General features: G+C 45.6%; 13 protein-coding genes. 3 read left to right on the top strand and 10 right to left on the bottom strand.

Annotated features, from left to right (window positions below):
• Nucleotides 1–11: 11 nt before the first annotated feature.
• From L3V32_RS19520 to L3V32_RS19505, 4 genes are all read right to left on the bottom strand, one after another.
• On the bottom strand, nt 12–905 hold the full coding sequence (locus L3V32_RS19520; RefSeq protein ID WP_006741061.1) for a branched-chain amino acid ABC transporter permease: 894 nt from the start codon (nt 903–905) through the stop codon (nt 12–14).
• Complete coding sequence (locus tag L3V32_RS19515) at nt 905–2,857, bottom strand: long-chain fatty acid--CoA ligase (protein ID WP_237284974.1); 1,953 nt, start codon at nt 2,855–2,857, stop codon at nt 905–907. The genes L3V32_RS19520 and L3V32_RS19515 overlap by 1 nt, the downstream gene beginning before the upstream one ends.
• The gene (locus tag L3V32_RS19510; protein WP_005392600.1) at nt 2,857–3,657 is read right to left on the bottom strand and encodes an ABC transporter ATP-binding protein; all 801 of its coding nucleotides are present in this window, start codon (nt 3,655–3,657) and stop codon (nt 2,857–2,859) included. The genes L3V32_RS19515 and L3V32_RS19510 overlap by 1 nt, the downstream gene beginning before the upstream one ends.
• 241 nt (nt 3,658–3,898) lie before the next feature.
• Nucleotides 3,899–5,536, bottom strand: coding sequence for an electron transfer flavoprotein-ubiquinone oxidoreductase (locus L3V32_RS19505; protein WP_237284973.1), 1,638 nt, complete (start codon nt 5,534–5,536; stop codon nt 3,899–3,901).
• Nucleotides 5,537–5,692: 156 nt separating this feature from the next.
• Between L3V32_RS19505 and L3V32_RS19500 the strand changes: the two genes are divergently transcribed.
• From L3V32_RS19500 to L3V32_RS19490, 3 genes are all read left to right on the top strand, one after another.
• Entirely contained in the window at nt 5,693–6,445 is a 753-nt protein-coding gene (locus tag L3V32_RS19500; RefSeq protein ID WP_048624911.1) for an electron transfer flavoprotein subunit beta/FixA family protein, read from the top strand.
• The gene (locus L3V32_RS19495; RefSeq protein ID WP_237284972.1) at nt 6,442–7,368 is read left to right on the top strand and encodes an electron transfer flavoprotein subunit alpha/FixB family protein; all 927 of its coding nucleotides are present in this window, start codon (nt 6,442–6,444) and stop codon (nt 7,366–7,368) included. The genes L3V32_RS19500 and L3V32_RS19495 overlap by 4 nt, the downstream gene beginning before the upstream one ends.
• Nucleotides 7,369–7,455: 87 nt before the next feature.
• Nucleotides 7,456–9,462, top strand: coding sequence for an acetoacetate--CoA ligase (locus L3V32_RS19490; protein ID WP_237284971.1), 2,007 nt, complete (start codon nt 7,456–7,458; stop codon nt 9,460–9,462).
• Between the two features lie 26 nt (nt 9,463–9,488).
• Here the strand turns inward: L3V32_RS19490 and mnhG are convergent, their stop codons facing one another.
• From mnhG to mbhE, 6 genes are read right to left on the bottom strand one after another with little or no spacing between them, the layout of a single operon-like run.
• Nucleotides 9,489–9,782: a monovalent cation/H(+) antiporter subunit G gene (mnhG, locus tag L3V32_RS19485; RefSeq protein WP_005392605.1), complete on the bottom strand. Its 294-nt coding sequence runs from the start codon at nt 9,780–9,782 to the stop codon at nt 9,489–9,491.
• A complete protein-coding gene (locus L3V32_RS19480) occupies nt 9,782–10,060 on the bottom strand; it encodes a cation:proton antiporter (protein ID WP_005392606.1) in 279 nt (92 codons plus the stop codon). Before L3V32_RS19480 ends, mnhG begins: the two co-directional genes overlap by 1 nt.
• A complete protein-coding gene (locus tag L3V32_RS19475) occupies nt 10,053–10,529 on the bottom strand; it encodes a Na+/H+ antiporter subunit E (RefSeq protein WP_005392607.1) in 477 nt (158 codons plus the stop codon). Before L3V32_RS19475 ends, L3V32_RS19480 begins: the two co-directional genes overlap by 8 nt.
• The gene (locus tag L3V32_RS19470; RefSeq protein ID WP_237284970.1) at nt 10,526–12,022 is read right to left on the bottom strand and encodes a Na+/H+ antiporter subunit D; all 1,497 of its coding nucleotides are present in this window, start codon (nt 12,020–12,022) and stop codon (nt 10,526–10,528) included. The genes L3V32_RS19475 and L3V32_RS19470 overlap by 4 nt, the downstream gene beginning before the upstream one ends.
• Complete coding sequence (locus L3V32_RS19465) at nt 12,019–12,372, bottom strand: Na+/H+ antiporter subunit C (RefSeq protein WP_085343934.1); 354 nt, start codon at nt 12,370–12,372, stop codon at nt 12,019–12,021. The genes L3V32_RS19470 and L3V32_RS19465 overlap by 4 nt, the downstream gene beginning before the upstream one ends.
• The gene (gene mbhE, locus L3V32_RS19460) at nt 12,372–15,041 is read right to left on the bottom strand and encodes a hydrogen gas-evolving membrane-bound hydrogenase subunit E (RefSeq protein ID WP_237284969.1); all 2,670 of its coding nucleotides are present in this window, start codon (nt 15,039–15,041) and stop codon (nt 12,372–12,374) included. The genes L3V32_RS19465 and mbhE overlap by 1 nt, the downstream gene beginning before the upstream one ends.
• Nucleotides 15,042–15,182 lie beyond the last annotated feature (141 nt).

Raw genomic sequence — 15,182 nt, 5'->3', positions numbered from 1 at the left:
GTTATTTCTCCTTAAATACGCTCAATATCTTTGGTACCAAACAGGCCATATGGCTTGAAGGCGAGAATGATTAACAGCACATAGAATGGTGCGATGTTGTATAAGTTACCCACTTGCAGGTATTGGCTATCAAAAAACTCAGCCAAGTTTTCTAGCACCCCAATGGTGATACCACCGACAATCGCGCCGACCACCGAGTCCAAACCACCCAAAATAACGGCTGGGAAGACTTTGATACCGATGATGGATAGCGCGTCAGATACGCCGTTTACGATCCCGATAACAATCCCTGCTGTCGCGGATACCATTGCCGAAATAGCCCAACTGATGGCGAACACTTTCTTGATGGAAATGCCAAGACTCTGGGCGACTTGCTGGTTAAATGCCGTTGCGCGCATCGCCAAACCCATTTTGCTGAATTTGAAGAACCAGTAGAACGCCCCCATGATGAACATTGAGAAGATCAAACTCAGAATGTAAGCGAACTCAACGTTCAAACCACCGATATTCACCACATTTGTTTCGAACACTTGCGGATACGACACAGCCGAGACACCAAATATCCATTTCATCAATGCTTGGAAGAACATAGACAGACCGATGGTCACCATGATCACAGAGATAATCGGTTCACCAATTAACGGTCTAAGCACAATGGTTTGCACGGCGATACCGAACACCATCATGAACGCGAGCGTGAGTAAAAAGCCGATAAAAAATGGCAGTTGAAGATGAACAAGCGCCGCCCAACATACCCACGCGCCAATCAGCAAGAACTCACCCTGAGCGAAGTTGACCACCTGGGTCGATTTGTATATCAGTACAAAGCACATGGCGACCACGCCATACAACATGCCAACGATCACGCCATTAATGACGAGTTGCAGTAATAAATCCGTATTCACTATGCGATCCTCCGTTGTTCGCTATCCACCAGTGTTGGCTCATGTTCAATAAGCGTTTCAATAACTAGCGACGTTTGAATGCGTGTTTTGGTGCCATCCTGATAAGTGATCACTGTATCGACATCGACTTTTGGATCGTCGCTGTAGATGGTTTCGATGATGTCTCCGTATTTCTCTGCAACCACACCACGGCGTACTTTACGCGTACGAGTTAGCTCGCCATCGTCGGCATCCAACTCTTTGTAAAGTAGAATGAATTTGCTGATCTTCTGTGCATCCGGTAGGGATTCGTTCACTTTCAGCACTTCTTCACGAATCGCTTGATACACTTCTGGTTGAGCGGATAAGTTGGTGTAGTTAGTAAATGCCAAACCGCGCTGCTCTGCCCACTTCGCAACAATCGCGTAGCGAATACAGATGATGGCGGATAGCCAAGGTCGACCTTTGCCCACCACTACGGCTTCTGCAATAAACGGCGAGAACTTGAGTTTGTTTTCAATGAACTGCGGAGAGTAGCGGTCGCCATGGCTGGTTTCCGACATATCTTTCAGACGATCAATCACCACCAAGTGGCCAGAGTCTTTAAAATAGCCCGCATCGCCTGTGTGCATCCATCCGTCTTGTACGTCTTCGTCATACGCTTCCTGGTTGTTCAGGTAGCCAGTAAACATGCCCGTACTTTTCGCGATGATCTCACCCACGCCATTGCTGTCTGGGTTGATGACTTTCACTTCTGCATTGTCAAACGCGACGCCGACGGAATCGTAATCCACGTCATCGGCTTGGTGGACGGTGTACGCACCACACATTTCGGTTTGACCGTAAAGCTGCTTGAGTGGTACGCCGATCGCTTGCAGATAACGGAAAGTATCAGGTCCCATCGCCGCACCACCCGTCGCAGCAGATGCTAGATTCGAGAAACCTAAGCGGTCACGCAGAGCACGTAGCAAAATCCATTCAGCGAGTTTTGAACGTTTACCCTGCTCCAACGCTTTATTCGCTAAGCTCATGCCCAGTTTGTACATCTTCTGCTTAAACGGTGTGGAATCCATCATTCGTGCAGACACGTCTGCCACAATGTTTTCCCACACTCGCGGCGCAAGCAGCACGAAGTTCGGGCCAATTTCGCGCAAGTCAGACATCATGGTTTCTTGTTCTTCCACGAAGTTAACGATTTGACGAGAAATCAACGCCTGACCAACCACGTACACTTGCTCCATAATCCAAGGCAAAGGCAGAACAGAAACGTAGTTGTCGCCTGGGGAGCGCGGGTCTGCACGCAGATAAGCCGCACAGTGATCCAAGAACGTGCCGCTGTGTAGCTGAGCCAACTTTGGTTTGGAAGTCGTACCCGACGTGGTACAAAGAATCGAAAGATCACTGCCTTTGGTTGCCGCAACCATATTGAGATATTTATCGGGATCAGCTTTGTCGATCAGTTGACCTTTTTTATAGACCTTTTCAACGTCAATCAGTCGTGGGTCGTCGTACTTGCGCATTCCACGCGGGTCACAATAGATAATGAATTCTACGCTTGGGATCTCATCACCGAGCTCAAGTAGCTTATCGCATTGCTCTTCATCTTCCGCAACCACGACTTTTGCTTTGGCATAGTTGATGAGGTACGCCACTTCTTCGTGCATGGAATCTTGATAGATGCCCAGCGAGAAACCTTTGATCGCATGTGCGGCCAACTCGCCCCATACCCATTCCGGGCGGTTATCACCCAGCAAACCAACAACGTCTTGCTCACCAACACCTAAATCTTGCAGTGCCAGAGACATCCACTTCACTCGGTTTTCATAATCTTGCCAAGTGAACTCTCGCCAAATACCAAACTCCTTTTCACGCATTGCGACTTGCTCGGGCCAGTGCTTGGCGTTGTGCTGCAATACTTTTGGAAAGGTATCTAAGCGGGTTATATCTGCCCAATCATTATGTTGCTGTGCCATTATGCACTCTCCTCTAATGTCGGTAGCTCTTCGCCTAAGTACGCTTGTTTCACATGTGGGTTGGCCATCACTTCTTCTGGCTCGCCCATCGCAATGTGTTTACCAAAATCCAACACCAATACGCGATTAGAGATATCCATCACCACGCCCATATCGTGCTCGATCATGATGATGGTGATGTCTAACTCTTCGTTTAAATCCATGATGTAACGCGCCATGTCTTCCTTTTCTTCCAAGTTCATGCCTGCCATTGGTTCATCAAGCAGCAGTAACTTAGGTTTTAAGGCAATGGCACGAGCAAGCTCTACACGTTTACGTAAACCGTAAGAAAGTGTGCCAGCGGTGGCTTTACGAATGTGCTGAATTTCAAGAAAATCGATTACGTCTTCTACGTATTTACGGTGCGCCATTTCTTCTTTCTGCGCGTTAGAGAACCAGTAAAGTGGTCCTGTGACGAAGTTGTTTTTCAGTAGGTGATGTCGACCAACCATAATGTTGTCGAGTACCGACATATGAGAAAAGAGAGCTAAGTTCTGGAAGGTCCTTCCCAACCCTAACTCAGCTCGTTGGCTAGGTGTTCGTTTGGTTACATCATCTCCAGCGAAGATTACAGAGCCTTTGTTTGGTGTGTATCGACCAGAGATGCAATTGAGCATTGAGGTTTTACCTGCACCGTTTGGACCAATGATTGAAAAGATTTCCTTTTCATTCACATGGAAGCTCACGTCAGTTAGAGCTTTCACCCCACCAAAAGCCAATGAAATATCGTTTACCTGCAACAGAGGCGATTCCGATACCATAGTTGATCTCCCTTTCGTTATTTAAGTGCGTTCCATTGAGCACTATTTGATCAAACCTAACTTTGATACTGGTAACCGCTTTTACACCTATGCATCAACTTTGTATTCAGTTTACGTAAACGTCAATTTAAAATCAGAATAGTGCTTGAAAGATTAAGTTGCAATCGAGTTCATCGAGAAAGATTTGAACTAACGCAAACTTTAAGTAAATAAATTGTTAATAAAAATTATTCTCAGACGACTACATATTCGGATAGTTAGGGCCACCACCACCTTCCGGCGGTGTCCAGGTAATATTTTGACTTGGATCTTTGATGTCGCAGGTCTTACAGTGGATACAGTTCGCCGCATTTATTTGCAGCTCTGGCTGCTGATCCCCCTGTACGATTTCATAAACGCCAGCCGGGCAATAGCGCTGTGCTGGCTCTGCATATAACTCAAGATTCTGCTCGATGGGAATGCGCTGGTTCGCCAAACGTAAGTGGCACGGCTGATCCTCTTCATGGAAGATATTGGATAGATAGACAGAAGAAAGGCGATCGAAACTTAACACACCGTCAGGCTTTGGATAGACAATTTCATTGCTGTTTTCCGCCAATAGCAGAGACTGATGGTCGGGCTTATCACAACAGATATGCCACTTAGCTTTGCCTTTTAACACGTTATGTTCCAGCAGCGCTAAGCCACCGCCCAGCCACGATCCAAAGCGGTGAATGCCACTTGAGAAGTTACGTGCTTGATAAAGCTCTTCATACAGCCAAGACTGTTTGAAATGCTTTTGATAATCAGCAGTAACTGACTGACTCTCAAGGGCTTCACATACTGCTTCGGCGGCAAGCATGCCTGATTTCATTGCGGTGTGCGTGCCTTTAATTTTAGCGCCGTTAAGCGTTCCTGCATCACAGCCAATCAACAAACCACCAGCAAACTGTTGCGTGGGAAGCGAATGGAAACCGCCCTTGGTGATCGCTCTTGCGCCATAACTAATGCGTTTACCATTTTTGAGGTATTGCTCAATCAACGGGTGATGTTTAAAACGTTGAAACTCATCGAATGGACTCAAGTGCGGATTCTTATAGTTCAAGTCAACAATCAACCCGACGGCAACTTGGTTTCCCTCTAAATGGTAGAGATAGCTGCCACCTGTGGCTTCGTTCGCTAACGGCCAGCCTAAGCCGTGAACCACTAACCCTTGTTGATGCTGCTCTGGTGGTATTTCCCACAGCTCTTTAAAACCGATAGCGTAATGTTGAGGCGTTTTCTCTTCAGCAAGATTAAATCGGTTAATCAATTGCTTACCAATATGACCCCGCGCGCCTTCAGCAAACAGGGTAAACTTCGCACGCAGTTCAATACCGGGTTCGAAATTGGCTTTTTGTTCGCCATTTTTGTCTAACCCCATATCGCCAGTGATAACGCCACAAACACGGTTGTCTTCATCAATGATGGCTTGACTGGCGGTAAAACCTGGGTAGATCTCCACCCCTAAGTTCTCAGCCTGCAACGCCATCCATCGGCATAGACTGCCCAAACTTATTATGTAATTACCTTTGTTATGTAACGTATTAGGCACCGCCCAAGAAGGCAGTTCATGACCATTAATTTCATTGCCTAGATAGTAGGTTTTATCTTGGTTTACTTTGGTATTGAGCGGTGCGCCTTTTTCCTGCCAATCAGGAAACAGTTCATCCAAACTTCGCGTTTCAAACACTGCACCCGATAAAATATGCGCTCCAACTTCAGAGCCTTTTTCTACCACGCAAACAGAGAGGTCTTGTTCTTTTTCTGCTGCTAATTGTTTGATTCGGCATGCCGCAGACAAACCTGCGGGACCAGCGCCTACAATCAGAACATCAAATTCCATGCAGTCTCTTTCCATGATTGCATTCCTTTTTCTTTGCATGTTGCCAACTTGTTAAGCAACAATATATTTAAAGTTGACGCAAACGTAAAGGTAAATTAACATCATTTTAAAGACGTCATCACATCGTCTTCCCTGTAAACACATAGTCTTCACTGTAAAAAGGAATCTAACGTGAAAATACTAGTGCCAATCAAAAGGGTCATTGATCCCTACATTAAAGTTCGCGTGAAAGCGGACCATAGCGATGTTGAAACCAATAACGTCAAGATGACGATTAATCCATTTTGCGAAATAGCCGTTGAAGAAGCCGTACGACTAAAAGAGCAAGGTATTGCAGATGAAGTCATCGTTGTCAGTGCCGGCGGTAGCCAATGTCAGGAGCAACTACGTACTGCGCTTGCATTAGGTGCCGATCGCGCTATCCATGTCGATACTGAAGACAAAATAGAGCCATTAGTTGTCGCTAAGCTGCTCAAAGCTCTGGTTGAGCAAGAACAAGCACAGCTTGTGATTACGGGTAAACAATCCATTGATACGGACAACAACCAAGTGGCTCAGATGCTTGCAGCCCTACTTGACTGGCCTCAAGCAACTTTCGCTTCCGACGTTAAGATAGAAGATCAAAAAGTTCAGGTCGTGAGAGAAGTGGATGGCGGCTTGATGACGGTCGCGATGAACCTACCTGCTGTGATCAGTACTGACTTACGCCTGAATGAACCGCGTTTTGCCTCTTTGCCTAATATCATGAAAGCTAAGCGCAAGCCGTTAGATACAATCACACCTGACAGTCTGGGTGTTGAAGTGGTATTTAGCCAAACCATTCAAGAAGTCACACCTCCAGCGCAAAGAAAAGGTGGCATCAAGGTTGAATCTGTCTCAGAGCTTCTCGATAAGCTACGTAACGAAGCGAAGGTGATTTCATGAAGAACTTAATCATAGCAGAACATGACAATAACCAATTGCATGCGGACACACTCAAAGTGGTTAATGCAGCAAAACAAGTCAGCCAAGACAATGTTTTGATCGTAGTGGGCCACCAGTGTGAAGAAGTCGCTCAGCAAGCTTGTCGCGTTGATGGTATATCAAACGTAATTTGTATCGATGATGAGCAACTTAAGCATCAATTTGCCGAGAGTATCGCACCTACTGTAGTGAGTATTGCTGAAGGTTTTGACGCAATCTGGGCGAGCTCATCATCAAAAGGGAAAGATCTTGCACCGCGAGTAGCAGCGAAGTTCGGCGTTGGGCAAATTTCTGATATTGTCCAAGTTATCGATGAAAACACTTTTATCCGCCCTATTTACGCAGGAAACGCATTTGCCAAAGTGACCACCAGCGACAAGGTTCGCGTCATCACCGTGCGCGCGTCTGCGTTTGAGCCGGTTACTTGTCACAACCAAGCTGGTATTAAGCATCAGCAGGTCACTATCTCAGCTCCAATGGTTGAATTGGTTTCTGTCGATAAAACCGTGTCAGAACGTCCTGAATTAAGCGCGGCAGAGGTGGTTGTGTCAGGTGGACGCGGGGTCGGTAGCAAAGAGAACTTCGCGTTGATCGAACAAGTTGCCGATAAACTAGGTGCTGCCATTGGCGCTTCTCGTGCGGCAGTTGATGCCGGGTTTGTTGCCAACGACTTGCAAGTGGGTCAAACCGGTAAAATCGTTGCACCTAAGCTTTATATAGCGGTTGGGATTTCCGGTGCCATCCAGCATCTTGCAGGAATGAAGGAATCCAAAGTGATTGTCGCGATCAACAAAGATCCAGAATCTCCTATCTTTGAAGTTGCCGACTATGGATTGGTTGGTGATTTATTTGAGGTACTACCTCAGCTTGCCGAACAACTTTAAACAATCAGATAAGGGGCGAACACTGCTATGTTCGCCCCTTTATTTTGTTTTGGTCATATTCAAAAAGAATTGAAATTAGAGGGACCTATGCAAAATTCTGCACCTATTTGGTCACCATCTGCTGAGCGCATCAGCAATAGCAACTTGCTACGATTTATCGAGACGGTTAATGCGCACCAAACCGAAGATATCTCAATCAATAATTACACGTCTTTACACCAGTGGTCCATTGACCACCATGACGAATTTTGGCGACATACCTGGCATTTCTGTAACGTCATTGGAAATATTGGCTCGCAAGTCAAAAGCCTTGGTGCTCCCAAGTGGACACAGACAGATTCTACTCAGAGCCATGTAAATAGGGACACAGTATGGTTTGCTGACGCCACGCTTAACTACGCAGAGAACCTCCTATCTCAGGCCGAACAAACACCAGAGCGTGAGTTTATTGTTTTTAGCAATGAAAGCGGAGAACACCGACAACTTACGGGTAAGCAATTGCTGGAACAAGTTTCCGTCGTTCAGCAATGGCTACTCACTTGTGATGTTGGTAAAGGCGACGTCGTTGCGGGTTATTTGCCCTACCTTCCAGAAACCGTTATTGCCATGCTGGCAACCACCAGCCTTGGTGCCATTTGGACTTCAACCTCGCCTGATTTTGGTATCGATAGCGTCGTAGAGCGTTTTGGTCAGGTCAAACCGAAAGTTCTTTTTTGCTGTGATGGCTACCAGTTCGGAGGTAAAACTTTCGATATGACGGACAAAAACACCACTCTTAGTAGTAAGTTAAGCAGTACCTCCGAAGACGCTACTATTAGCGTATGCCAAATCGAATATTTACAAAACGCTAAGAGTGCTAGCACTTCTGACTTTGTTTATTGGTCCGATATTACTCACCACTTTTCTCCACAACCAATTCAATATCAACCAACACTGTTTAATAACCCGTTATTCATTTTGTATTCTTCTGGCACAACGGGGCAACCTAAGTGTATTGTCCATTCCGTGGGCGGTACCTTGCTCAATCACCTCAAAGAACATCAACTACATTGCGATATCAAACCACAAGACAAGGTTTTCTACTACACAACATGTGGCTGGATGATGTGGAACTGGCATGTTTCAGCACTTGCGAGTGGTGCTACCTTAGTGATTTACGATGGTAGTCCGGTTTACCCTGATCACTCCGTCTTATGGCGCTTAGCGGAAGAACATAACGTGTCACTGTTTGGTACGTCAGCGAAATACTTAGAGGCACTGGAACATGTGAGTTACTCTCCCAAGTCAGAACATGACCTGAAATCACTCACAACCCTGTGTTCGACTGGCTCAGTGCTTTACCCAGAACAATTTAATTATGTCTATCAGCACATCAAGCAGGATTTACATCTAGCTTCTATCGCTGGCGGCACTGATATTTGTGGGTGTTTTGTACTTGGAAACCCTATCTCACCAGTTTACAAAGGCGAATGCCAAGGTTCGGGGCTTGGAATCGACGTGCGTGTTTTGGACGACGAGGGAAAAACCATTACACAGCAACGCGGCGAACTGACTTGCAATAACTCACTACCTAACTTCCCTATTGGGTTTTGGCACGACAACGGAGAACGCTATCACAACGCTTATTGGAGCAAGTTTACCGATATCTGGCACCACGGCGACGATGTGATGCAAACCGAACATGGCGGTTTTATTTTTTATGGCCGTAGCGATGCGACATTGAATCCCGGCGGCGTACGAATCGGCACCGCTGAGATCTATCAGCAAGTGAACGCGTTACCCGAGGTCGAAGATTCCATCGCCGTCGGCAAGTTAAACCAGCAGTCTGAAGAAATCTGGTTACTAGTAAAACTCGCTCACGACGTCGAGTTAACCCAACAACTCACCGATTCAATTCGCCAAACACTAAAAACAAAATGTTCACCACGCCATGTGCCACGCCAAATTTTTGCTATCAGTGATATTCCTAAAACGCGATCAGGAAAACTGGTTGAACTAGCCGTGAAACAACTGGTGAACGGGCAAGCTGTAAAAAATATTGGTGCCATTGCTAACCCAGAAGTGCTGGAAGAAATTAGCCAGCTTAATCAATAGTGACAATTGGTTAAACAAGAAAAAACTTAATCATTGCGCCAAATCTTATATCCGACCTCTCGCATTGCTCTTCCGAGTAGGTGGGAGGCAACTGGCGCCGTGAGAACGATAAACAACATCGTACCGATAACCCGAGAGATCACAGTAACTTCAGGGAGTGAGAAGGCAACCGCTAGTAGTAAGCAACTAACTCCAACGGTACCGGCTTTGGTTGCGGCATGCATTCGGGTATATAGATCTGGCAACCGCAACACACCTAAACTAGCGCTTAGGATCAATAACGTCCCTAAACATAAAAACAGCCCAATCAACACATCCATTATTCTTTCTCCTTCCTTTTAACGATCAAACGCGCAAATGCGATTGTGCCAAGAAATGCGACCAAACCTAATGTAATGGCGATATCTAACAAAGCATCCTCACCACTGTCTAAGGTGTAAACCGTAATAAAGCCGATGGTGATAAATGAAATCAAATCTAACGCCACAACTCGGTCAGCCAGCGTTGGTCCTAAAATTAAACGGAAGAAAGCCATAACAAAACTGAGTAATAGCCCTGCATAGGCAAAAGTGACACTTATTTGCAGCCAACTATCCACGCGTCACCTCCAAAATTCGATGCTCTAATCCGTTTTTAATTCCACGAATAACTTCTTCATGCTCAGGTGCAAACATGGCGTGAACGATAAGATGCTTTTTATCAGGCGTAACGTCCAAACTGAGCGTGCCCGGTGTTAAAGAAACCATATTCGCAAGTAAGGTGATTTCAAGGTCTGAATCGACGTCCAAAGGGACATAGACGATATCTGGCTGGCTCAAATGCGTTGGCGTCACGACATCCCACACGACTCTTGCAACCGATATGATCATTTCATAAGCGAAGTACACCAGTAACTTTAATGCCGACGCAAAACGTCGAAAGTAGCTGGTTTTTAATCCAAATGGTTGGCTCAACCGTAAGGCAAAAAAACCGACCGTAAATCCGACAATAAAATTCAAACTCGAATAACTTCCGTTTAACATCATCCATGCTAATGCTAAGAAAAGATTGAGGAATAGATAGATCATGGATTTCCTCCCAATACCGCTCGAATGTATTCATTTGGATTTAACAGTTGTTCAGCGGCTTGAACAGAAAACTGATAAAAAGGCTCCGCCACTAAGCCTATGATCAACGTGAACATGGTCAATACGGCAATTGGAACGCAATACAACCAATGTACTTTGACTTGCAGAGTCTGTTCTGTTTTCTCCCTAACCGGCTTTTTCCAGAATGCCTCACTCCAAATTTTCGTCATCGAGTAGACGGTAAGCAGCCCCACCAATAGCGCGGTACCTGCTAACCAGTAATATTCAGCCTGTAAACTCGATTTGATCACCAAAAATTTGCCCCAGAAACCAGAGAGCGGCGGAAATCCTGCCAGAGAAAACGCAGGGACAAGAAACAAGAACGCTAACCAAGGCATTGCTTTATATACCCCGCCCAACTGTTCAAGTTGACTAGAGCCATATTTGCGCTCAATAAAGCCACCGATTAAGAACAAATTCGCTTTTACAATGATGTGATGGACAATGTAGAAAATGGCACCAGCCAAAGCTAAGGGAGTGTAAATCGCCAACCCCATGATCATGTAACCTATTTGGCTAATGATGTGAAAAGAAAGAATTTTCTTAATGTCGAATTGACTTGCCGCCCCCAAAACGCCCGTTAACATGGTGAGGCCAGCAATCCAAATCAACGTCGGCTGCCAACCACTCTCGGCGAGCGGAAATACTAATGTGAAGACTCGTATTAACGCGTATACGCCGACTTTAGTAAGCAACGCAGCAAACAGCGCAACCACACCACTTGGTAAAGTGTGATAAGAAGCTGGCAACCAAGCAAATAAAGGAAATAGTGCTGCCTTAATAGAGAAGGCAAACAAAAACAAGGCGGACAACATCATGTTGATGCTCAGTTCGCTCTCTCCCGCTTTGGTATAGAGGTCTGCCAAGTTCAAGGTGCCCGTTGCGCCATACAACAAACCGATGGCAAGTAAGAACACTAGCGTCGAAATCAGGTTCAACATTACATACTTCACTGCCCCATCAATTTGAGTTTTCGTTGCATCTAATACCATTAAACCAAATGACGCGATGAGCATGACCTCGAACCAAACATACAGATTAAAAATATCTCCGGTGAGGAACGCGCCATAAACACCAGCAAGCAACACGTGCGTCAACGCATGGTAATTGCTATAGGAAGGTTTTCGGTGAAGGTCCGCCATGGCATAGAAAACACATATCGCACCAATCACTGCCGTAATCATCACCATGGCAACGCTGAAGTAATCTGCGACAAAAACGATACCAAACGGTGCTTGCCACTGGCCAAAAGCAACGGCTTGAATACCATTACTTATGATGTTTTCTGTGAGAAGTCCTGCGACAACAAGGTTCAACATCGCACTCGCGCCACTTAACCACTCAGCACTTTTTGTTGAGCGACGTACAAAGAAAATGGTCAGCGCCGTACTCAATGAAAGAACAACAGGTAACGTCAGTAAAATCGAACTCATTGACCCTCCTCAGAACGTTGCATTTCATCGACGTCTGCGGTTCCAGAATCTTTATAAGCTCGATAGAACAACATTAAAGCAAAAATAAGTAGCCCAAAACCGATGACTATCGCGGTTAAAATCAGCGCTTGAGGTAATGGGTTTGCCGCGCCATCTGGTGGAAAAAGTGCATTATCGCCAATCAATGGCGGCTCTCCAGGAGTCAGCCTTCCCGCTGTAAAAATAGCAAGGTTAACCGCACTGCTGAGTAACATGATACCGAACAAAAGACGCAAGATATGTTTTTCTAGCATTAAGTAAATGCCTGCGGCGACAAATACTCCAACGACAACACTCCAGACTATTTCCATCACTCTAGCTCCTCATTAATACGAAGCAGCATCCCCATCACGCCACCTATAACGGCAAGATAAACACCAACATCAAAAACCAACGGCGTACCCAGCGGTATCACATCTTTCCACCACAACCCGGTTAAAAACGGTTTATCAAACGCAAAGCTCAAAGCTCCTGATATCAAGCTCAATGCGATGCCAAATAACGCAATGAAAAACGGCTTGAAATACAATCTAGAACGAACGTATTTCGGTGATTCCGCGAACATGAGAAGCGATAAGCCAATAACGGCAATCAATGCACCAATGAAGCCACCACCCGGTTCGTTATGACCACGTAATAACAGATACACTGAGAACACGAGCATGAGCGCCGCGACGATATGTGCCGTGGTTGCAAAAATTAATGATTGAATACGGTTTTGCTTTTTCGCTCTTGTCTTAAGCAAGCTCACTGCTGCAATCCCAGCAATGACAACGACGACAACCTCTCCCAATGTATCGAACGCACGAAAGTCGACGAGAATGACGTTGACAATATTGCGCCCATGCCCGCCTGGGACACTATTTTCCGCAAAGAATTCCGACACCGATGAATCCATCGGCTGGGACGTGATTCCTAACAAGAGGAAAGTAATCGAAACACCTATCACGCCCGCTATACAAACATTCGCCAATTTGCGTTTTATTGAATGCTTGGGCACGGTGGTTAAACGCGGCATATGACGCATTAACAATGCTAAAAAGACCACCATTAATGTTTCCACTAACAGTAAAGTCTTCGCGACGTCCGGAGAACTGTAGATCATAAAAACAAGCGTGGTCATAAAACCAATCATACCTAGCGCAGAAATCGCAAGAAGCCTTGAGTGAGACAACGTACATACGATCGCTGCACCAATCAGCAATAAGGCAATGCCAATCTCATAGAAAGCCACGTTTGAAAGCTGTTCAAACAAAGGCAGAGGAATAAATGCTACCTGACCAAGCAAAGCGACGGCGAGTACCGTGAAAAATAGCAGAACATAACGACTCAACTGCTTTTGCTGCAACAGCGCAGTTTGCCACTTCGCCAGTGTCATCATGCCATCTAATAGTCGTTCAAAAGCGTTCTCCGCTTTAGGTACGAACAGATGTAACCGCTGAAAAAATGCAGACACAGTAGGATAAACACGGTACACCACATACCCCAATACTAGCGTGATAACGCTTAGGACCAGCGGTACATTCACACCATGCCATAATGATGTCGCTTTAAGAGCAGCTGTGGGCAGAATGTCAGCAGAGCCCGGAAAAATGATATTGCGATCTAACCAATTTAAACCGACTAAAGGAACGATGAGACTGCCAAGTGCCAAGAGTAAAGGTGAAACCCACATAGCCTTTTGGGCCTCAATCGGCTTCGTTTCAATTGGCACGAGATCACGGTGAGCAAAGAATGGTCTCGCAATAAGCATAATAGTTAGCGCAACCATCAGTATATTCACGATTAAAAGTACAAAGGCGATCCAGTTATTGAGCTCTACGGCGGATTTGTACATGTATTCTTTGCTCAAAAAGCCTAACAACGGCGGGAATCCCGCTTTAGACAATGCAGCCAAACTCCCCGCAACCATGCTGATGACGAGCACTGACTTCAAGCCGTACAGTTGATCGATATCTCGTGTTCCTGTCGCTTTGTCGATATTGCCCACCACCATAAACAGCGCTGCTTTATAGAAAGAGTGAGCGAGAATAAACATCAATACTGCGCTCACGGCCAAATCTGTGCCCATACCTAACAATAATGTTAGTTTCCCCAAAGCCACGTTCGTGCTGTAGGCTAGCATCAGCTTCAAGTCAGTTTGTTTTAATGCGACAAACGTGCACCAAACGGCGGTGATACTCCCTGTGATCACTAAGGCATAAAACCAAACCTCGCTATGAGCATAAACTGGCGATAAACGCGCTAACAAGTAAATGCCCGCCTTTACCATTGTTGCCGAGTGTAAATACGCACTGACTGGAGTGGGCGCTGCCATCGCGTTAGGTAGCCAAAAATGAAACGGGAACTGCGCAGATTTAGTAAATGCACCAAGTAGTATGAGCACTAGAGATGGCATAAACCATTCGTGCTGCGCAATCGTGTCCGCCTGAGCGATGATCGTATGTAACTCATAACTCCCTGCCATCGCTCCCAACAAGATAAGGCCAGCTAACAACGCTAATCCACCAGCACCTGTAACGATCAACGACTGCAGTGCATTTTTTCGTGACGTTTTGTTTTCGTGATTAAAACCAATCAGTAAGTAAGAAGTGATGGTGGTGAGTTCCCAGAAAACGAACAACAATAGGATGTTATCGCTCATCACAATCCCTAGCATGGCAAGCATGAATAGGGTTAGGTATAAATGAAAGGAAAATCGGCTATCACTCTCTCGTAAGTAAGCCAAAGCATATATTTGGATCAGTGCGCCAATCCCGCTGATCAGCCCGGCAAAAAGGAATGACAGACCATCTAACCTAAAGCTGAAGTTAATATCGAGGCCAGGTATCCATTCCGCATTCCAGCTTACGCCTGCGGGTGTGTAGATGTAAAAAAGAAAAGAGAAGATTAAAATTGGCAGCACAGGGAAAATCAGTAAGACCAACTGATTATCGGGATTTTTCGGCAGGTTTTCTTTACCCGTTATGCTATTCAACATCGCAGCCCATTCATTTTTATAAGAAAGTTCGCCCTATTTGGCGCAAAGATAAAAAGCTCCACTTGATTGTTTTAGCCCAAGTATTTCAAAAAAGATCATAAAACCAAGGGATAAGTAGCAAACAGCAATCACTGAATGCTA

Source organism: Vibrio sp. J2-4, assembly GCF_021728155.1.
Taxonomy (GTDB): Bacteria; Pseudomonadota; Gammaproteobacteria; order Enterobacterales; family Vibrionaceae; genus Vibrio; species Vibrio diabolicus.
The sequence above is the reverse complement of the archived record's forward strand: the minus strand, read 5'-3'. Positions and strand labels throughout refer to the sequence as shown.

Excerpts from the sequence above, each read along its gene's own strand:
- L3V32_RS19505 (WP_237284973.1), bottom strand. The coding sequence starts at position 5,536 with ATGGAAAGAGACTGCATGGAATTTGATGTTCTGATTGTAGGCGCTGGT.
- L3V32_RS19475 (WP_005392607.1), bottom strand. The coding sequence starts at position 10,529 with ATGATCTATCTATTCCTCAATCTTTTCTTAGCATTAGCATGGATGATG.
- mbhE (WP_237284969.1), bottom strand. The coding sequence starts at position 15,041 with ATGTTGAATAGCATAACGGGTAAAGAAAACCTGCCGAAAAATCCCGAT.
- L3V32_RS19510 (WP_005392600.1), bottom strand. The coding sequence starts at position 3,657 with ATGGTATCGGAATCGCCTCTGTTGCAGGTAAACGATATTTCATTGGCT.
- L3V32_RS19515 (WP_237284974.1), bottom strand. The coding sequence starts at position 2,857 with ATGGCACAGCAACATAATGATTGGGCAGATATAACCCGCTTAGATACC.
- L3V32_RS19465 (WP_085343934.1), bottom strand. The coding sequence starts at position 12,372 with ATGGAAATAGTCTGGAGTGTTGTCGTTGGAGTATTTGTCGCCGCAGGC.
- L3V32_RS19470 (WP_237284970.1), bottom strand. The coding sequence starts at position 12,022 with ATGAGTTCGATTTTACTGACGTTACCTGTTGTTCTTTCATTGAGTACG.
- L3V32_RS19490 (WP_237284971.1), top strand. The coding sequence starts at position 7,456 with ATGCAAAATTCTGCACCTATTTGGTCACCATCTGCTGAGCGCATCAGC.
- L3V32_RS19495 (WP_237284972.1), top strand. The coding sequence starts at position 6,442 with ATGAAGAACTTAATCATAGCAGAACATGACAATAACCAATTGCATGCG.
- mnhG (WP_005392605.1), bottom strand. The coding sequence starts at position 9,782 with ATGGATGTGTTGATTGGGCTGTTTTTATGTTTAGGGACGTTATTGATC.